Consider the following 16,966-nt stretch of genomic DNA (forward strand, 5'->3'; position numbering starts at 1 on the left):
TATGCAGCAGCGGTTGGACATTGATCAGGGATTGATGATGGCAAGCTTCATCCGCGACATCTTGACCACCCTTTCCCATGAGCCAGCGCGGCCGGAGCGGGGCGAGCAGGACGCGCTGACCCGGCTGGACGAGCGGCTGACCAGCTTTGCCGAAAGCAGGGTTCAGGGCGCAGCGCCCCTGCTGATCCGCGCCGCCGACTGCGCGGTATGGGACGGCAATCCCCGCGATCAGCCGGGACTTACCGCTGAAAGCTGCCGCTCCCTGATCGAGTCCATCGCGGCGGAGGGAGGAAACCGGATTCCTGCGCTGGTGCGCCTGAACCCGCCGGACGCGGAACTGCCCTACCAGTTGCTGGTCGGCAGCAGGCGGCGGTTCGCGATCGACTGGCTCAACCATAATGGACGGCCGGAACTGCGCCTTAGCGCGCTGATCGTCGACATGCCCGATGAGGAGGCGTTCCGGCTGGCCGACATTGAAAATCGCGAGCGAGCCGATATTTGCGACCTGGACCGCGCCCGCAGCTATCAGGCGGCGGTCGATCGATTCTATGGCGGCGTCCAGTCACGCATGGCCGAAGCGCTCAGCCTGTCCAACAGTCAATTGAGCCGCTTGCTCGCGCTGGCGCAATTGCCAGCTGAGGTGATCGATGCCTTCGCCACACGCGCTGAATTGAAGGTGCGCTATTCGGAACTGCTGACCCCCTTGCTGCGGCGGCCGGAGCAGCGGGCGGACATGATTGCCGAGGCGCGGAAGATTGGTGCCGAACAACAGGCGCTGGCGGCGCAGGACAAGAGCATGATCCCGTCAGCGGCCGTGCTGGCGCGGTTGCGCGATGCCGCCGCGCCGCGCCGCGAGCAACGCGGCGATGTGCCGATAGTGATCAATGGCGAGCAGATCGGGCGGGTGAAGACCGGCGAGGGCGGTTTGACGGTCGACCTTAACATCGCCGGCGAAGCCGATCTGGACCATGTGCTGGGCCAGGTGCGCGCGGCGGTGCTGGCGGCGCGCCCGGCCTGAACTGCCGCGCATTGCGTATGCGCAACCCCCTCAATAGCTTCCGTTCGTCACCAGAACGGTGGCGTCGATGCTGGTCGATGGCATCGGGATGAAGGCGGCATAGCGCAGCAGCGCCGATCCGCTCATGTCATAGCGGACGCGCACCCTGAACATGCCGGTTCCATCAGCGGCGGCCTCTATTCGCGGCGCGCTGCCCGATGAGAGCAGCGAGCCATAGCCGTCGATCACCGCCTGCGCCCTGTCGCGGGCGAGGGTCGTGCGTTCGGCAGTTGACAGACCCGCCATCGCCGCCCGCGCGCCTTCGGCGGCGGCGTGGCGGACGCCCATCAGCGCGGAAAACCAGAAGGCATAGATGATGATGGCGAAGACGAGCATCAGCAGCGCTGGAGCGACGAGGGCGAACTCCAGGGCTGCCATGCCCTTTTCGCAGGCAAGCATAGGGCGCGAGCGCATGCCGGCGACCAGTTCACTTCGTTGAACAGGGCGGTGAATGCGCCGGTCAGCTCTGTTTTGAAACTGTCACCGACCGCCGCGATGGCGGCGACGACGACAGCGCCAAGCACCGCATATTCAACGGCGGTAAGGCCTTTCTGATCGTTCTTCAGACGATTGATGAAGTTCCGGGCTTTGGTGATCATGGTCATTTCCTTATTCCTCCCGTTGAAGGTTTGGCGGCGCGGGGGAGGGACAAGCCGCGCCGCCAAGCTCGCTAGACGAGTACGGGCACGCCGCAGCGCGCGCCCGTGACCCACAGGGTCGCATGGCCAAGCTGGATGCCGAGCGCCCTGAGCAGATTGTCGAGCAGCGGGTCGGCGGTGGTGCCGACAAGCCCCGTAAGCGGCGCGGTGATCGCGGCGATCAGTGCCGAGCGGGTGCCTGACACGCTGCACAGCGGCGGGATGCAGAGGTTCAGGACGGTCACCTGAAGCCCGTTCGACGCGGTAAGGCTGCTGGTCAGCGAGGCGATGAGCGTGCCGAGTTGCGATCCATTGCCGATGCTGGCCGATATGCCCGGCATGCCGGGTTTGCCGATGGTGCCCTGGCCGCCGGGGCCGAAGGTCAAGGTGCCGCTATTTCCCATCACTGGCTGGGCCACGGCGCGCACATCGGCGTTTATGAGGCCGAGCACCGTCAGGATGCGCGCCGGAGCAATGTCATCGGCGGAGAGAGGGGGCATGGGCTTGCTCATCGCATTGGCGGGCGGGCGGCCGATATAGGCGTTGACCAGCCCGGAACTGGCGAGAAGGCTGACCCGCGTGTCGCGCGCCTGTTCGGCCGTGTCCGGGCAGTCGATCGCGCTGATGTCCGCGCGCGCGGCGGCTATGTCGATCAGCACGGAAACCGGCTCGACCCCGATGCCGAGGATGGACAGGTTCAGCCCCAGGTCCAGTTTCAGCCGGAGGGCGGAGGTGCCGACGCTGGTTTCCCCCGCTGGGCCGAAGGAGAAGCGCGGGCGATCCATGGGGCCGGTCGCGACGGCGGCGATGCTGACGGTGGTGCCGGAAACCACGCGGCTGAGCGCGTCGGATGCGTCGATCGCCCCGCCGCCCGATTGAACGGCGAATGTCAGAAGCTGATAGGCGTTCATCCCGGCGCGCAGGGCGGGCCTGTCGCCTGCTTCGCCCACCGGCATGTCCTTCCACACGCCAAGGCCGAACAGGCCGGAGAGCGGCACGGGATAGCCGCCGCCAATCTGCCCCGCCACCAGCGTCAGCGCCGCCGCCGTCGCGGGATCATCCGCCGCGCTTGCCGCCGCGAGCAGCAGGTCGCGAAGCCCGGCGGTGCGCGCGGTCAGATCCGAATAGGTGCCGGTTTCACCTACGCGCTCCGCCAGTGCGTCGAAGAAGCGGCCTGCGTCGATGTTGCTGCTCATCAGCGCTTCGACATCCGCCGTGCTGAGCCTGAGCTTGATGCCCAGCAGCGCGCCGAGCAGGTCGTTTACGCTGTTCACCAGCGAATTGGTGACGGTGAGGATGCCGGACGAGATGCCGATGCCAGCCTCGTCTATGCGGGCGGCGGTTGCGGTGGCGGCCAGCGCGGGAATGGGGTTGGCGCTGCCCAGGACGCGCGTGAGGAACTGGCGGCTGGGCTTTCCGGTCCGCACGCGCACGGCATTGGCGCGGCCGTTGCCGGGGCAGCGGGTGAAGCCCGGATCGAAACGCTGAGCGGAGGGAAGGGCGGCGTCCGGGCAATATTGCCCAAGCTCGACCGACTGGAGGATCGCGGGATTATAGCCGTTGCGGCTGAGCGCGTCGCGGGCGCGGGCGGTGGCCCGCGCAGGGTTCATCGCGGCGGCGAGCGCGGCAGCCTCTGTCGCGACGCGCAATTCGCGATTGGCGGTATAATAGAGCCCGGCATCCAGCGCGAAGCCCGCCGCGCCGACGAGCGAAGCACCCAGCGCGGCAATCATCGGCGCAACCGCGCCGCGCCGGTCACGCCAGAGCGCGGGACGGCGGATGGCGGTCATCGGCCATCCCGATCGGCGCTGGCGGGCCGGGGCGGGCGCTCGCCGATCGACTGGAGATAGCGTTGGCGGACGGCCTCCGCCTCTTCGGCCGACAGCCCGGCGGTGTCGCCTTCGCGCGGGGGAGAGCGTAGCTGCCATTCGATGACGCGGCGAGCCTGGTCAGCGGCGGGAGCGACGGGAACGGCGGCGGCAAGGAGCAGGGAAAACATCGGCTTATTTCCTGATGATGCGGGCGGCTTCGGCGGCGAGATGGCGGCGCAGGCTTTCCTGCTCGCCGCCGTCGCGGATCTGGCGGAGGATGGCGTCCGCTTCGGCGCGCTGGCCGCTGACGGTGAGCGCCAGCAGCAGGTTGTTGCGGATGGCCCGGTCGGCAGGCGCAAGGTCGAGCGCGCCGCGCAGCGCCTCGACTGCGGGTGCGGTTTCGCCAGCGCGCAGCAGGGCATAGCCCAGCGCATTGCGCAGCAGCGCGTCGGCGGGGCTTGCCCCTATCGCCTGGCGGTAGAGCGCCGCCGCCTCCGCCCACCGTCCGCGCGCACAGAGCAGATGGCCGCGCACGGCGCTGCTTTCCGGGCCGCCGGGCAGAGATGCCGCGGCCGCTTCGGCTCCGCTGACGTCGTTGAGGTCGAGCAGGCTGTTCACCCGCAGGACCCGCGCCTGGACATCGCCGGGATAGCGGCGGTCGAAATCGTCGAGATAGGCGATGGCGGCGCGCGGACGGCCGTCCGCGCGCGCCTGATCGATCAGTTGGAGATAGAGGTTGCGGGTGGGGTCGGCCTTTGGCGCGGCCGCGATCAGCAGCGCGGCGGCCAGGGGCAAGGCGGCGGCGGCGCGGATCATCGCGCTGCCCCCCGCAATGTATCGAAGATCGCGACGACCGGCGGCCCGCCAAGCACGATGAACAAAGCGGGCATGAAGAAGAGGATCATCAGCACCACCATGCGCACGGTGATGCCGCCCATGGCTTCGCGGGCGCGAGCGACGCGGCGCTGGGTGAATTCGCGCGCAAATTCGCGCAGGGCGGGGGCGAGTTCGACCCCCTGGAACATGGCCTGACGGAACAGCGCCGCCAGTTCCCGCGCGCCACTGACCGCCACGCGCGCCGCCCAGCGGTCCAGCGCCTGTTCGTAGCGCATGCCGCGATCGAGATCGGCGACCAGCAGCGCGATCATCGGCCCATGTTCGGGCACCGCCACCTGTTCGTCGCGCGCGATCGAGCGGAAGCATTGGTCGAGCGACACGCCGCTTTCCAGCATCATCAGCATGAGGTCGAGGAAGAAGGGAAATTCCGCCGTCACCCGGCGCGCGCGGGATGACGCCAGCATGTGCAACGCCTGCTTCGCGCCGACATAGACCAGCCCCCCGCCAATGATGATCAGCAGCGGCCGGGCGAGCCATCCGCCCCAGATGATGCGGGACAGCAGCATGATCGTCAGCGCCGTCCCGCCCGTGGCGAGAAGGCGGAGCCAGACGAAGCGGTTGAGCGCGCGCGGATCGCGGAATCCCGCAAGGTGCAACTTGCTTTCCAGTTCCGACCGGTCACGCCCTCTCGCGATGATGAAGGCGGGCAGGCGCAGGCCGGAGGGCGGCGCGGCGGGCGCAAGGGACGACAGACGGGCTTCCAGCCGCTGGTCCGCGCGCAGGAGCCGGACACCGTGCGCCGCAAAGGTCACGGCCACCAGAAACACGGCGGCGCAGAAGAAGATCAGCGGCGAAGGCATCAGAAGGCCAGCCTCATGTCGCGCCGCATCACCAGCATGCCCGCCGCTTGCAGGCCGATGGCCACCACGGCCAGCCTGTGGCCGCGGGGGTCGGCGAGGAAGAAATCGATATAGGAGGGGTTCATCGACATGAGCAGCGCCATCGCGACCAGCGGCATGGCGATCAGGACGCGCGAACTGACCTTCGCTTCGGACGTGGCGGCCCTCAATTCGCGCTTGATACGGATGCGTTCGCGCAGGATCGTGGCGAGGTTGGACAGCACGGCCGTGATGGAGCCGCCATAGCGCAGATTGGTGCGGATCGCGGCAGCGAGCATCGATATTTCAGGAACGCGCAGCCGGTCCGCCAGCTGCTGCATCGCATCGCCCACGGGCGCGCCCAGTTCAAGGCGGCGGCCCACCGGCGCAAGATAGGCGCGCACGATGGCGGGCGCGTCGCCCAGGGCGCGTTCCAGCGCCTGCGAGAGGGAATTACCCACCGTTTGCATCTGCCGCACGGCGTCGATGTAGAAGGGCAGGGCGTCGACCAGCGCCTCGATCCGCCGATGCGCACGCTGCCTGATCCAGGCGAACAGCAGCAAGGGCGCGCCGATGATCAGGGCCAGCACCGCCACCGGGCCGGAGAGCAGCAGCAGGAAAAGGGCGATCAGCACGAGGCTGCCCGCCAATATTCCGGCGGAGCGGGGCGTGACCTCCAACTGCGCGCGCGCCAGCAGGGGCGCCATCCGTTCCGGCACGGAAAGGGGAAGGGCGAGGCGCGGGGGAGCCGATCCGGCCCGCGACAAGACAGCGAGGCGGCGGTCCAGCCGCGCATGCGCCGCACTGCGCTGCGCCAGCCAATGCCCTGCCACCGCCAGCAGGATCAGAAGGGCCAGCATCAGGAAAGCCGCGCCCCTCAGCATAATGGCTCCGCCGCTACGCCCGCATAGTCGCGCAGGCGGCCGCTGAAGAAAGGCCGGGGCGAGAGGGTGCGGAACTCGCCAAGGCCGGACATGGCGGGCTGTTCCTGAAAACTGAACAGTTCGTTGAGCGAATAGGCCTCACCCTCCAGCCCGGTAACCTCCGTAATGCTGACGATGCGGCGGCTGCCATTGGCGAGGCGCTGGATGTGGACGACAACATGGACGCTGCTGGCGATGAAGCGGCGAATGGCGCGGATGTCGTTCTGCAACCCCGCAAAGCCCAGCAGCATTTCCAGCCGGGCAAAGGCGTCGCGCGGGCTGTTGCCGTGCAGCGTCGCCATCGAACCGTCATGGCCGGTGGACATGGCCTGAAGCATCTCCACCACTTCGATCCCGCGCACTTCGCCCAGGATGATGCGGTCGGGCCGCATGCGCAGCGCGTTGCGAACCAGTTCGCGCGCGCTGACTTCCCGGCTGCCGTCGACATTGGGCGGGCGCGTTTCCAGCCGGACGACATGATCCTGCCGCAACTGCAATTCGGCCGCGTCCTCTATGGTGATCAGGCGCTCCCGGTCGCTGATGAAGGTGGACAGCATGTTGAGCAGCGTGGACTTGCCCGCGCCGGTGCCGCCGCAGATGAGGATGTTCAGGCGCGAACGGACGGCAGCGGCGAGATAGGCGGCCATGTCAGCGCTCATCACCTGCCGCTCGACGAAATCGTCGATGCCGAGCGCCTGCATGCGGAACTTGCGGATGGAGAGCAGCGGGCCGTCGAGCGCGACCGGCGGAATGACGATGTTGACCCGCGACCCGTCCGGCAGGCGCGCATCGACATAGGGGCTGGCTTCATCCACGCGGCGGCCGATGGGTCCGACGATCCGCTGGATGATGTTCATGAGATGGGCATTGTCGCGAAAGCGCGTGTCGACCTTCTCCAGCAGGCCGCTCCGCTCGACATAGATGGAGGCCGGGCCGTTGACGATGATGTCGTCTATGCCGGGATCCCGCAGCAGCGGGGCGAGGGGGCCGAGGCCCGCGACCTCGTCCTCTACATCCTCGATCAGCAGCAGGCGTTCGGCAGCGTTGAGCGCCAGTTGGCCGCGCCTGCTGCGGCTGGTGATGACCTGCTCGATCTCTTCGCGCAGCGCGCGAAAGGCCAGCATGTCGGCGGTGCTGCCGCGCGCTTCCAACTGCTCAATCACCTGCTGGCAAATCTGTGCCTTCACCGCCTGATAGCTGTCGCTCATCCGCTGGGTCGCGGGCTGGGCGACGGGAGCAGGGCGCGCGGGGCTGAGCGGGAGGCTTTCCTCCGTGAGCAGGCTCATGAGGTGCGCTCCAGCGATCGGCGGACCGCGCGGCGCATGCGGTCGAGGCCCGCGAAGGCCATGCGGGGCGCGGGCGGCTGAATACCGCTTATCTTGCGGATCGCCTGCATATAGGGGCCGCCGTCCTTCTCCATCGCGATCGGCTGGCCCGCGTTCAGCGCGTTGCGGGCGCGGGCATGATCGACCGGCAGCGGATGGACGGCGGAGATGCCCAGCACATCCCCCATGCGGCGGCTGTCGAGCAGCACGGAAGGTTGATGATCCCACACCAACAGCCGCGTTTTTGCCTTGACGGCATCGTCGCTTCCCAGCCGGTCGAGCAGGCGGCGCGAGGTTTCAAGCTCCCGGATGGATTGCGCGCAGAGCAGGTCTATGCGGTCGGCCTGCGCGCCGAGTTCGCGCAGCAGCCCGGCATGGCGCAGGCTTCCGGCGCAGAGCACGATTTCGGCGCAGCAGGTGCGGAGCAGGCGGATGAGCCCGGCGATGTCGCCGGGGCCGACGCCCACGGGCTCCGTCCCCGTGCCGCCGTCAAAAGTCAGCAGCAGCAGTCCGCTTGGCCCATGGCGGGCAAGGGCGCTCGACAGCAGGCTGGCGTCCAGCCGGTCCATGTCGCCCACGGCGGCGGCGATGCCGTAGCTGACCGGCAGATCAAGATAGGCCTGAGCGGCGCTGGTCGGCATGGTGCAATCGATCAGCAGCGTGGGCGCGCGTTCCCGTGCGCGGGTGATCGCCATGTCGGTGGCGGCCATGGCGGCTGCTTCCTGATCCGCGCCCAGCACCAATGTCAGGCGTCCGCCATTGCCCTGTCCAGCAGCGGCGGCTCCGTTGAGCAGCCGCCACAATATGCTCGCCACCTCGTCGCCCGGTCCGTCGCGGGGGATGATGTCCTGAGCGCCAGCGCGCACCGCCTGCAAGATATCGTCAGCGCCGTAATCCGGCGTCGCCAGCACGATGGAGCGGCCGCCTGCCCCTTCGCTGACGGCCGAAATGGCGGCGGCGAGCGAGCGTTCGGGCGCGATGGCGTCGCGGTCGATGACGATCACGGCCGGACCGGCGAGCATGTCCGGCGCGATCGACTGGCTCATTTCGACAGCGGCGCGGCCGTTCATCGCCTGTTCGATGCGTTCGGCAAGGCTGCGGTCCACGGACAGCAGGATGATCTTTGCCATGGTCACCGCCTCACTACGCCGAAGGATGGGGCGCTGGACGTCACGGCATCCGTCGACGCGCCGGGCAGCGGCGGCATGCTGGCGGCCTGAACTGGTCCCACCAGACGCGGCGTGGCGACGATGACCAGCTCCTGCCGCTCCTTCTGGCTCTGCTGGCGGCGAAAAAATGCGCCCAGCACGGGAATGTCGCCCAGCAGCGGGGTCCTGTCGCGCGTGACCGACTGGCTGGAATAGCTGAGCCCCGCGATGACGAAGCTCTGCCCGCTGCCCAGCTCCACCGTCGTTTCGGCGGACCGGCGGCGCAGGCCCGGCACGACATAGCCCTGCAACTGCACGCCATTGACATAGTCAAGCTCGCTGACCTCCGGCGCGATCTTGAGAACGATATTGTCCTTGGACAGCACGAAGGGAGTGACGGAGAGGCGCACGCCAAATTCCTTATATTGGATGGAAATGGCGCTGCCCGACCCGGCGGATGCCTGCGGCACCGGCACGGGTATCTCTCCGCCAGCAAGGAAACTCGCCTGCTCGCCCGACCGGACGAGCAAGGTCGGTTGCGCGAGCAGTTCCGACAGGCCGTTCGAGGACAGGGCGCTCAGCACCGCGTTGATCCCGCGATTGGGGGAGGAGAGGAACAGGTTGAACGCGTTCTGGATCGGCGCGCTGGCGTCGATGGACGAGCCGCCCGGCGCGAATTTGAAGCTGTTGAGCGTGCTGGGCGAGACGACCGCTCCCTGCAAATCGCCGCTGAGCTTGGCGAAGTTGAAGCCCAGCGCCTGGAGCGTGGAGGTGGAGATGGCGGCGAATTGCACATCGACCGCCACCACCTGCTCGCCAGCGACGACCCGATCGGCACTGGTCAGGCGTCCTTCTTCGGTGCCAGCGGAGGCTGATGAGGCGCGGCCGACCTTGACCTGGGTTTCCGTCATCAGCGCGCCGTTCACGCCATAGACGCTGAGCGTGGCGGAACCTGCGCCGATGCCGGTCAGGCGCAAGGACCGCGCGCTGGGCGCGGTGACGGAGATGATGTCGTCCTGATCCACTTCCACGCGGCCGATCGGCTGGGGGAAGGTCATGGTGCGCTTTCCCTGTAGCGGGAGGATAGCGTCCTGCGCAGTGGCCGACCCTGTCGAGGCGGCCAGCAGGAGGGCGGCGGCCAATGTCCTGATCAACGCGCTTCTCCCCCGGAATAGATGGTTTCATGGCGGTCGCCGACGACGAGCTGGATGGCGTGGGAAGGGTGGCGGACGGGCGGTGCGGACACCTTGCGCACGGGCGCCGCGACGATTGTTTGCGGAGCAGGGTCGGGCGCGCGCGATGTCGCGTCGGCGGTCGCGGTCTGCGCCTTGTCCACCGGGTTGCGCAGCGAAAGGGTGAGCGCGCCCGTGCTCTTGGCGAGCGAAAGGGTGGACACCTGGCCGGGCGACAAGGCGAGGGTGACGGTCCGCGCCGGGGGCGGGGGCGTGGAAGGATCGCTGCTGCTGGCAGGCTGCGTCCCGACGACGGTTTCGCCGACCGCCAGAACCTGAACCATCTGAAGCAGCGTCTGGGCCCGGCTGCGCCCCGCGCCGCGCGCGCCGCTGATCGCATCGGCGCCGGGATAGACGACCTGTACGTCGACACGGTCCCCTGGCCTCACCAGCCCTGCGACGGCGATCTCTGCGGTCGTGTCGATGCTGACCGCGCGCATGCCGACCGGAACGCGGATGGCGAGCTTGGCCTCTCCGCCGATGGCGTCGCGAGGGATGGGAGCTCCCGAAGGGATGGCGCGGGTGGCGACCTTGCCGACCAGTTCGGCGGGCGTTGCGACAAGGGGATGGCGGCCCGGATCGGCGGTCATGTTGCGGATCATGCCGGGCGTGATCGTCTCCCCGATCTCTATCGCGCGCGCGGCGGCGGCCAGCACGGCGGCCGGGGCGGCGCTGGACGCTGCTCCGGCAGCGGCGAGGGGCGGGCGGGACGCAGCGGAGGCGCGCTGCAACTCACGGATGCCAAGCGCAAGGAACAGGAGCGCGGCGAGCGTTCCCGCGATCATCATCAGCCTGGCTTTCGCCCCCAATTGCATATCGATCCCCTTGGGGCTTGCGCCTACGCAAAGCCCTGCTTGCCCCGGAGCGGCAGGACTTTTGACACAACCGCTCCACAAGGAGATTTCCTAAAGATTCCGAAGGGATAAGGGGACGGCAGATGAAGCCATTTTGGTCCCAGGAAGGATAGGAAGATTAATCGCGATTAAGGGCGGAAATGCGCGGCTTCCGGCTCCTTTTTGCGCACCCGCGAAGGCGCAAAGGTCCACGGGCCGGTTCGAAGGCGTAAATGGCCGATCCATTTTGGTTGCAGTTGACGAGCGCGTTCGCCGCAATAGCCTTAGTGCGCGAGCAGCAGGGGAACGCGCGCCTGCCGCAGCATCGACCGGGTAACGCCGCCAAAGACCAGTTCGCGCAGGCGGCTGTGGCCATATGCGCCCATCGCCATCCAGTCGGGGCTGAGCACGCCGATCGCGGCCTGGAGCGCCGTCTCGACGGACCGCCCTTCGCGCGGCCAGACATGAAGCTGCGACTTGATGCCGTGGCGGGCGAGATATTCCGGCGCATCGGTGGACGGAAAGGGATATTTGCCCGCTTCCTCCACGGTAACGACATTCACCTCCTCCGCCAGCTTGAGGAAAGGCACGGCCATGCGCAGCGCGGCGGACGCTTGCTGGGACCCGTCCCAGGCGACGAGCGCGCGGCCGGTGACCGCCATGCCTCGCGCCGCCTGCGGAACCGCCAGCACCGGCGTGCGGCCGCCCAGCGCCAGATCATCGACGATGTGCGGCGGGTCGCTCATCTCGCGCCTTGGCCCGGCCGGAAGGGTGACGATCATGAGGTCGCTGAGCGCGGAGGCGGACAGCAGCCCATGCACCAGGTCGCCTTCGGCCTGACGCCAGTCCCAACTGACGCCTTCGCGCCGCAGCCTGTCCTCCATGCGGGTACGCAGCCGGGCATCGATCTCTTGCAGTTCCGCCGCAATCGCGGGCGCCATCGACGCGCCGCCATAAAGGTCGGATGCGATCAGGCCCGGCATGGATGTCACCTGCACGCAATTGATATGCGCATGCGCCGCGCGGGCGATGTCGCAAGCCGCCTGAAGCCGGCTTTCCGCGCCGCTGTCGTCGTGGATGTGAAGCAGGATGGATGTCATCACGCGCCTCCATGCCCTTTGGCCTCGCCGCCTATCTTATCCTTTTTCGCATTCGGGGTGAACGGCTTTTACACCAAAGCCGGAAGGGAGCCGAAATCGGGACCGCCTACCCCTTTGTCGCAAACTCTTCGAATGTGCAGGGATAATTTTTTCCGGTCCTCTCTCCGTATAGGCCTGTTTTTACAGGCCCATACATATTATATTCGTCATATGACTACTGCGGCGGGAGTCGTCAGTGACGAAAAACGAACTGTTTTCGAGCTTCACGCGGAACTTTGACGAACGGCGTCAGGCCGAGATGTCGATCGAGGATTATTTGCTGGGATGCCGCAGTGATCCTTTGATGCATGCATCAGCACCGGAGCGATTGCTGGCTGCCATAGGCGAGCCGGAAATCATCGATACATCGCGCGACCAGCGGCTTGGACGGATCTTCATGAACCGTACCATCCGCCGCTACAAGAGCTTCGCCAATTTCTACGGCATGGAAGCGACGATCGAATATATCGTCAGCTTCCTGCGCCACGCGAGCCAGGGCCTGGAGGAGCGCAAGCAGATCCTCTACCTGCTCGGACCTGTCGGTGGCGGCAAATCGTCGCTGGCCGAACGGTTGAAGGCGCTGATGGAAAGCTACCCCATCTATGCGTTGAAGGCCGGGGACGAGATCAGCCCCATTTTCGAAAGTCCGCTCGCCCTGTTCGACGCGGAGACGCATGGGGCGTTTATCGAGGATAATTACGGCATCCCGCGCCGCCGCCTGACCGGCATGATCAGCCCATGGGCGCGCAAGCGGCTGGACGAGTTTTCCGGCGATATCTCCCAGTTCAAGGTCATCCGCCTGATGCCATCGCGCATGCGGCAGATCGCCATCGCCAAGACCGAACCGGGCGACGAGAACAACCAGGACATCAGTTCGCTCGTCGGCAAGGTCGACATCCGCAAGCTGGAAATGCTGTCGCAGAACGATCCCGACGCCTACAGCTATTCGGGCGGGCTTAACCGCGCCAATCAGGGCATGCTTGAGTTCGTCGAGATGTTCAAGGCGCCGATCAAGATGCTGCACCCGCTGCTGACGGCGACGCAGGAGGGCAATTATATCGGCACCGAGAATATCGGCGCGATCCCCTTCACCGGCATCATCATGGCCCATAGCAATGAATCGGAATGGGCCAATTTCAAGAACAACAAGAATAACGAAGCCTTCATCGACCGCATCTATGTGATCAAGGTGCCCTATTCGCTGCAAGCGACCGAGGAGCGGCACGTTTATGAAAAGCTGCTGCGCGAATCCGACCTGAACAAGGCCCCTTGCGCGCCCGGCACGCTGGACATGCTGGCGCGCTTTTCAGTGCTGACGCGATTGCGCGAGCATGAGAACAGCAACCTCTATTCGAAGATGCGCGTCTATGACGGCGAGATGCTGCGGGAGATCGATCCGCGCGCGAAAAGCATCCAGGAATATCGCGATGCCGCTGGCGTGGACGAGGGCATGTCGGGCATTTCCACCCGCTTCGCCTTCAAGGCCCTGTCGGCGACCTTCAACCACGACACCAGCGAGATCGCGGCCGACCCCGTCCACCTCATGTATGTGCTGGAAGGCATGGTGCGGCAGGAACAGTTCCCGGCCGAGACCGAAGCCAAATATCTGGAGTTCATCAAGGGCGAACTGGCGCCACGCTATGCCGAGTTCATCGGCAATGAAATCCAGAAAGCCTATCTGGAATCCTACAACGACTATGGCCAGAATCTGTTCGACCGATATGTCGCCTATGCCGATGCGTGGATAGAGGATCTGGACTTCAAGGACCCGGACACCGGACAATTGCTCGACCGGGAGGTCATCAACCAGGAACTGACGAAGACGGAGAAGCCCGCAGGCATTGCCAACCCCAAGGATTTCCGTAACGAGGTAGTGAAGTTCGCGCTGCGCATGCGGGCCAGCAATGATGGGCGCAATCCAAGCTGGACATCTTACGAGAAGATCCGCGAAGTCATTGAAAAGCGGATGTTCAGCCAGGTGGAGGACCTGTTGCCGGTGATCAGCTTCGGGTCGAAGCGTGACGGCGAAACCGCGATGAAGCATGACGAGTTCGTTTCCCGCATGGTCGAACGCGGCTATACGGAGCGGCAGGTCCGGCGGCTGGTCGAATGGTATATCCGCGTCAAGCAGGCTGGTTGAAGGAGGCGCTCGGGCGCGCATGCACATAGTCGACAGACGGCTGAACCCTGGGGGCAAGAGCCTGGTCAACCGGCAACGCTTCCTGCGGCGGGCCAGGGCCTATGTCAGTCAGGCGGTGCGCGAGAGCCTGAAGGACCGCAGCATCAAGGATCTGGCCAAGGAGGGCCAGATCACCATCCGCCGCGACGCCATCCACGAACCTACGCTCCATCGCGCTGCCAAGGGCGGCAACAGGGAAAGGGTGCTGCCGGGCAATCGCGAATTCGTGGAAGGCGACAGGATCAAGCGGCCGGACGGCGGATCGGGCGGCGGTTCTCAGCCGGGCGAAGGAGAGGGTGAGGATGATTTCCGCTTCGCCCTGTCCCGCGAGGAATTTCTGGACCTGTTTCTCGATGATCTGGAACTGCCGGACATGGCCAAGAAGCGGCTGGTGGCCGGCAAGATCGAAGGCATAAGGCGCGCTGGCTATTCGACCATCGGCAACCCGTCCAACCTGTCCGTCCCGCGCACCATGCAAAAGGCCCTGTCCCGCAGGCTGGCGCTGCGGCGGCCCAGCAGCGGCGAACTGCGCAGGCTGGACGAGGAGATTGCGGAAATCGAGGCACGCAAACCGCCGCTGCCCGACGATGCGGTGACGCTGGAACGGCTGCGCGAGGAGCGCGCCCATGTCATCCGCCGCCGCAACCTGATCGCCTATATCGATCCGGTGGACCTGCGTTTCCGCCGGTTCGAACCAGTCCCCCGGCCAGTGGCGCAGGCGGTCATGTTCTGCCTGATGGACGTGTCAGGCTCCATGACGGCGCATATGAAGGATCTGGCGAAGCGCTTCTTCGCGCTGCTGCACCTGTTCCTGTCGCGCTGCTATGAGCATGTCGAGGTGGTGTTCATCCATCATACCGACCGTGCGGCGGAGGTGGACGAGCAGACTTTCTTCTACAGCACCGTCACCGGCGGGACGCTGGTGTCGAGCGCGCTCGACAAGCTGCTGGAGGTGATCAAGGAGCGCTATAATCCCGCCGACTGGAACATCTATGTGGCGCAGGCATCTGACGGCGACACGCTGGCGTCGGACAATGCGCGGGTGGTGAGCCTGATGCAGGACGAAATCCTGCCGATCGCCCAATATGTCGCCTATCTGGAAGTCGGGCGCGAAGAGTTCGCGTCGTTCGAAAGCGCGACGTCAACCACTGGTCTGTGGGACGCCTATGCACCCGTCATGGCGGCGAATCCGCATTTCGCGATGCGCAAGGTGTCGCACCGCCGCGAAATCTATCCCGTGTTCCGGGAGCTGTTCCAGCGCAGGGGCGTCAGCGAAAGGGCGCGGAGTTGAAGGCGGCGATCGCGCCCGAACCGCTGTTTACCGGCAGCGACTGGGACTTCACGCTGATCAACCGCATCTATGACACGGTGGAACCGATCGCGCTTCAGGAAATGAAGCTCGACATCTATCCCAACCAGATAGAAGTGATCAGCGCCGAACAGATGCTGGACGCCTATTCGTCCATCGGCATGCCGCTTTTCTACAAGCATTGGTCGTTCGGCAAGCAGTTCGTGACCAATGAAATGCTGTATCGCAAGGGGCTGCGCGGCCTTGCCTATGAACTGGTGATCAACAGCAATCCATGCATCAACTATCTGATGCAGGAAAATAGCGCGACCATGCAGACGCTGGTCATCGCCCATGCGGCATTCGGGCATAATCATTTCTTCAAGAATAATTATGTGTTCCGGCAGTGGACCGATGCGGACGGCATTCTGGATTATCTGGAGTTCGCCAAGCGCTACATCGCCAGTTGCGAGGAGCGCTATGGCCAGTTGGCGGTGGAGCGGGTGCTGGACGCCGCCCACGCGCTGATGAACCAGGGCGTGCACCGCTATCCCCGCGTGCGCCCGCGCGACCTGAAGGCGGAAGCCGCGCGCGAGGCGGAGCGGCAGGCCTATCGCGATCGCATCTATGATGATCTGTGGCGGACAGTGCCGGTTGGGACTAGGGCCGATACGGTGCCCGCCGACCAGCGCCGCGCCGCGCTCGGCCTGCCGCAGGAAAATATCCTCTATTTCCTAGAAAAGACCGGCCCGCGCCTGGAAAGCTGGCAGCGCGAGGTGCTGCGCATCGTCCGCCTGATCGCGCAATATTTCTATCCGCAGCGCCAGACGAAGGCGATGAACGAGGGCGCGGCCACCTATACCCATTACCGCATCATGACGGCGCTGCATGATCGCGGCTGGATCACTGACGGCGCGTTCATGGAGTTTCTCCAGTCGCACACCAATGTCGTCTATCAGCCGACTTATGATTCCGGGCAATTTGGCGGGTTCAACCCCTATGCGCTGGGTTTCGGCATCATGTCGGACGTGGAGCGGATCTGCATCGATCCGACGCAGGAGGACCGCGAATGGTTCGGCGACATCGCCGGGTCAGGCGATCCCGTCGAGGTGCTGAAGGATATCTGGGCCAATTATCGCGATGAAAGTTTCGTGTCGCAGTTCCTCAGCCCCCATCTGATCCGGCAGTGGCGGCTGTTCAAGATATTGGACCATGAAGGCGAAGCAGAGGTGCGGGTCGACGCCATTCATGACGAGCGCGGCTACAGGCGCATCCGCCGCGCGCTCGCCCGCGAATATGATATTGCGCGGCAGGAGCCGGATATCCAGGTGGTCGATGTCGACCTGGCCGGGGACCGGACGCTGATGCTGGAGCATGCGGTGAATGATGGTGTGGTGCTCGACTCATCGGATGCGTTGCTGGTCTTGCAGAGCCTTGCCAATCTGTGGGGCTATGAAGTGGCGCTGAGCGAGGTCGATGCGGAGACGCGAAAGGAGCTGAAAAGCCACCGCTGCAATCCGCAGGACGACTGGATGCGTTGAAGCGGTGCGGGATGCGGCCATGCGGCGCGGGCACATCAAGATTCCATTTCCAATCGTCCTGCGGGAGGCGTAAATTCCGCGCGATATGGCGATGCTCGTGGTCCGGTCGGCGCTGGCCTCCGAGTCTCTCCCATGGC

At 65.7% G+C, this 16,966-nt stretch carries 16 protein-coding genes; 4 read left to right on the forward strand and 12 right to left on the reverse strand.

All coding sequences use genetic code 11. The features are described 5' to 3' along the window. Window positions 1–37: 37 nt before the first annotated feature. Window positions 38–1,018 (forward strand): ParB/RepB/Spo0J family partition protein, encoded by a 981-nt coding sequence (locus ET21_RS0120540; protein ID WP_030541135.1) that lies wholly within the window; start codon window positions 38–40, stop codon window positions 1,016–1,018. Between the two features lie 30 nt (window positions 1,019–1,048). On the opposite strand, the gene ET21_RS0120545 is transcribed toward ET21_RS0120540, so the two are convergent. From ET21_RS0120545 to ET21_RS0120600, 12 genes are all read right to left on the reverse strand, one after another. Continuing rightward, complete coding sequence (locus tag ET21_RS0120545) at window positions 1,049–1,471, reverse strand: TadE family protein (RefSeq protein ID WP_030541136.1); 423 nt, start codon at window positions 1,469–1,471, stop codon at window positions 1,049–1,051. After that, window positions 1,393–1,662 (reverse strand): Flp family type IVb pilin, encoded by a 270-nt coding sequence (locus tag ET21_RS0120550; protein WP_237751619.1) that lies wholly within the window; start codon window positions 1,660–1,662, stop codon window positions 1,393–1,395. Before ET21_RS0120550 ends, ET21_RS0120545 begins: the two co-directional genes overlap by 79 nt. A 65-nt stretch (window positions 1,663–1,727) precedes the next feature. Continuing rightward, a complete protein-coding gene (locus ET21_RS0120555; protein WP_021237134.1) occupies window positions 1,728–3,485 on the reverse strand; it encodes a TadG family pilus assembly protein in 1,758 nt (585 codons plus the stop codon). Then, a complete protein-coding gene (locus ET21_RS26115) occupies window positions 3,482–3,694 on the reverse strand; it encodes a hypothetical protein (RefSeq protein WP_021237135.1) in 213 nt (70 codons plus the stop codon). Before ET21_RS26115 ends, ET21_RS0120555 begins: the two co-directional genes overlap by 4 nt. Window positions 3,695–3,698: 4 nt before the next feature. Next, the gene (locus ET21_RS0120565) at window positions 3,699–4,322 is read right to left on the reverse strand and encodes a tetratricopeptide repeat protein (protein ID WP_030541138.1); all 624 of its coding nucleotides are present in this window, start codon (window positions 4,320–4,322) and stop codon (window positions 3,699–3,701) included. Continuing rightward, the gene (locus tag ET21_RS0120570; RefSeq protein ID WP_030541139.1) at window positions 4,319–5,203 is read right to left on the reverse strand and encodes a type II secretion system F family protein; all 885 of its coding nucleotides are present in this window, start codon (window positions 5,201–5,203) and stop codon (window positions 4,319–4,321) included. The genes ET21_RS0120565 and ET21_RS0120570 overlap by 4 nt, the downstream gene beginning before the upstream one ends. Continuing rightward, on the reverse strand, window positions 5,203–6,105 hold the full coding sequence (locus ET21_RS0120575; RefSeq protein ID WP_030541140.1) for a type II secretion system F family protein: 903 nt from the start codon (window positions 6,103–6,105) through the stop codon (window positions 5,203–5,205). Before ET21_RS0120575 ends, ET21_RS0120570 begins: the two co-directional genes overlap by 1 nt. Further along, window positions 6,099–7,430 carry a CpaF family protein gene (locus ET21_RS0120580; RefSeq protein WP_030541141.1) on the reverse strand — a complete coding sequence of 444 codons (1,332 nt, stop codon included), beginning with the start codon at window positions 7,428–7,430 and terminating at the stop codon, window positions 6,099–6,101. Before ET21_RS0120580 ends, ET21_RS0120575 begins: the two co-directional genes overlap by 7 nt. Next, the gene (locus ET21_RS0120585; RefSeq protein WP_030541142.1) at window positions 7,427–8,599 is read right to left on the reverse strand and encodes a hypothetical protein; all 1,173 of its coding nucleotides are present in this window, start codon (window positions 8,597–8,599) and stop codon (window positions 7,427–7,429) included. The genes ET21_RS0120580 and ET21_RS0120585 overlap by 4 nt, the downstream gene beginning before the upstream one ends. A gap of 2 nt (window positions 8,600–8,601) precedes the next feature. Then, window positions 8,602–9,771, reverse strand: a complete 1,170-nt coding sequence (locus ET21_RS0120590) for a type II and III secretion system protein family protein (protein ID WP_150113304.1) — start codon at window positions 9,769–9,771, stop codon at window positions 8,602–8,604. Then, window positions 9,768–10,664, reverse strand: coding sequence for a Flp pilus assembly protein CpaB (gene cpaB / locus ET21_RS0120595; protein WP_030541144.1), 897 nt, complete (start codon window positions 10,662–10,664; stop codon window positions 9,768–9,770). Before cpaB ends, ET21_RS0120590 begins: the two co-directional genes overlap by 4 nt. Before the next feature lie 302 nt (window positions 10,665–10,966). Beyond that, window positions 10,967–11,782: a universal stress protein gene (locus tag ET21_RS0120600; protein WP_030541145.1), complete on the reverse strand. Its 816-nt coding sequence runs from the start codon at window positions 11,780–11,782 to the stop codon at window positions 10,967–10,969. Window positions 11,783–12,017: 235 nt separating this feature from the next. On the opposite strand from ET21_RS0120600, the gene ET21_RS0120605 reads away from it, so the two are divergent. Genes ET21_RS0120605 through ET21_RS0120615 form a run of 3 tightly spaced genes read left to right on the forward strand, consistent with a single transcriptional unit; the run spans window position 12,018 to window position 16,829 of the window. Continuing rightward, window positions 12,018–13,961, forward strand: a complete 1,944-nt coding sequence (locus ET21_RS0120605) for a PrkA family serine protein kinase (protein ID WP_030541146.1) — start codon at window positions 12,018–12,020, stop codon at window positions 13,959–13,961. Window positions 13,962–13,980: 19 nt separating this feature from the next. Next, complete coding sequence (locus ET21_RS0120610) at window positions 13,981–15,291, forward strand: YeaH/YhbH family protein (RefSeq protein ID WP_030541147.1); 1,311 nt, start codon at window positions 13,981–13,983, stop codon at window positions 15,289–15,291. Continuing rightward, entirely contained in the window at window positions 15,288–16,829 is a 1,542-nt protein-coding gene (locus ET21_RS0120615; RefSeq protein ID WP_030541148.1) for a SpoVR family protein, read from the forward strand. The genes ET21_RS0120610 and ET21_RS0120615 overlap by 4 nt, the downstream gene beginning before the upstream one ends. Window positions 16,830–16,966 lie beyond the last annotated feature (137 nt).

The organism is Sphingobium sp. DC-2, assembly GCF_000722555.1.
Lineage (GTDB): Bacteria > Pseudomonadota > Alphaproteobacteria > Sphingomonadales > Sphingomonadaceae > Sphingobium > Sphingobium quisquiliarum.

Coding starts and splice junctions, on each gene's coding strand:
- ET21_RS0120540 (WP_030541135.1), top strand. CDS start 38: ATGGCAAGCTTCATCCGCGACATCTTGACCACCCTTTCCCATGAGCCA.
- ET21_RS0120545 (WP_030541136.1), bottom strand. CDS start 1,471: ATGCGCTCGCGCCCTATGCTTGCCTGCGAAAAGGGCATGGCAGCCCTG.
- ET21_RS0120550 (WP_237751619.1), bottom strand. CDS start 1,662: ATGACCATGATCACCAAAGCCCGGAACTTCATCAATCGTCTGAAGAAC.
- ET21_RS0120555 (WP_021237134.1), bottom strand. CDS start 3,485: ATGACCGCCATCCGCCGTCCCGCGCTCTGGCGTGACCGGCGCGGCGCG.
- ET21_RS26115 (WP_021237135.1), bottom strand. CDS start 3,694: ATGTTTTCCCTGCTCCTTGCCGCCGCCGTTCCCGTCGCTCCCGCCGCT.
- ET21_RS0120565 (WP_030541138.1), bottom strand. CDS start 4,322: ATGATCCGCGCCGCCGCCGCCTTGCCCCTGGCCGCCGCGCTGCTGATC.
- ET21_RS0120570 (WP_030541139.1), bottom strand. CDS start 5,203: ATGCCTTCGCCGCTGATCTTCTTCTGCGCCGCCGTGTTTCTGGTGGCC.
- ET21_RS0120575 (WP_030541140.1), bottom strand. CDS start 6,105: ATGCTGAGGGGCGCGGCTTTCCTGATGCTGGCCCTTCTGATCCTGCTG.
- ET21_RS0120580 (WP_030541141.1), bottom strand. CDS start 7,430: ATGAGCCTGCTCACGGAGGAAAGCCTCCCGCTCAGCCCCGCGCGCCCT.
- ET21_RS0120585 (WP_030541142.1), bottom strand. CDS start 8,599: ATGGCAAAGATCATCCTGCTGTCCGTGGACCGCAGCCTTGCCGAACGC.
- cpaB (WP_030541144.1), bottom strand. CDS start 10,664: ATGCAATTGGGGGCGAAAGCCAGGCTGATGATGATCGCGGGAACGCTC.
- ET21_RS0120600 (WP_030541145.1), bottom strand. CDS start 11,782: ATGACATCCATCCTGCTTCACATCCACGACGACAGCGGCGCGGAAAGC.
- ET21_RS0120610 (WP_030541147.1), top strand. CDS start 13,981: ATGCACATAGTCGACAGACGGCTGAACCCTGGGGGCAAGAGCCTGGTC.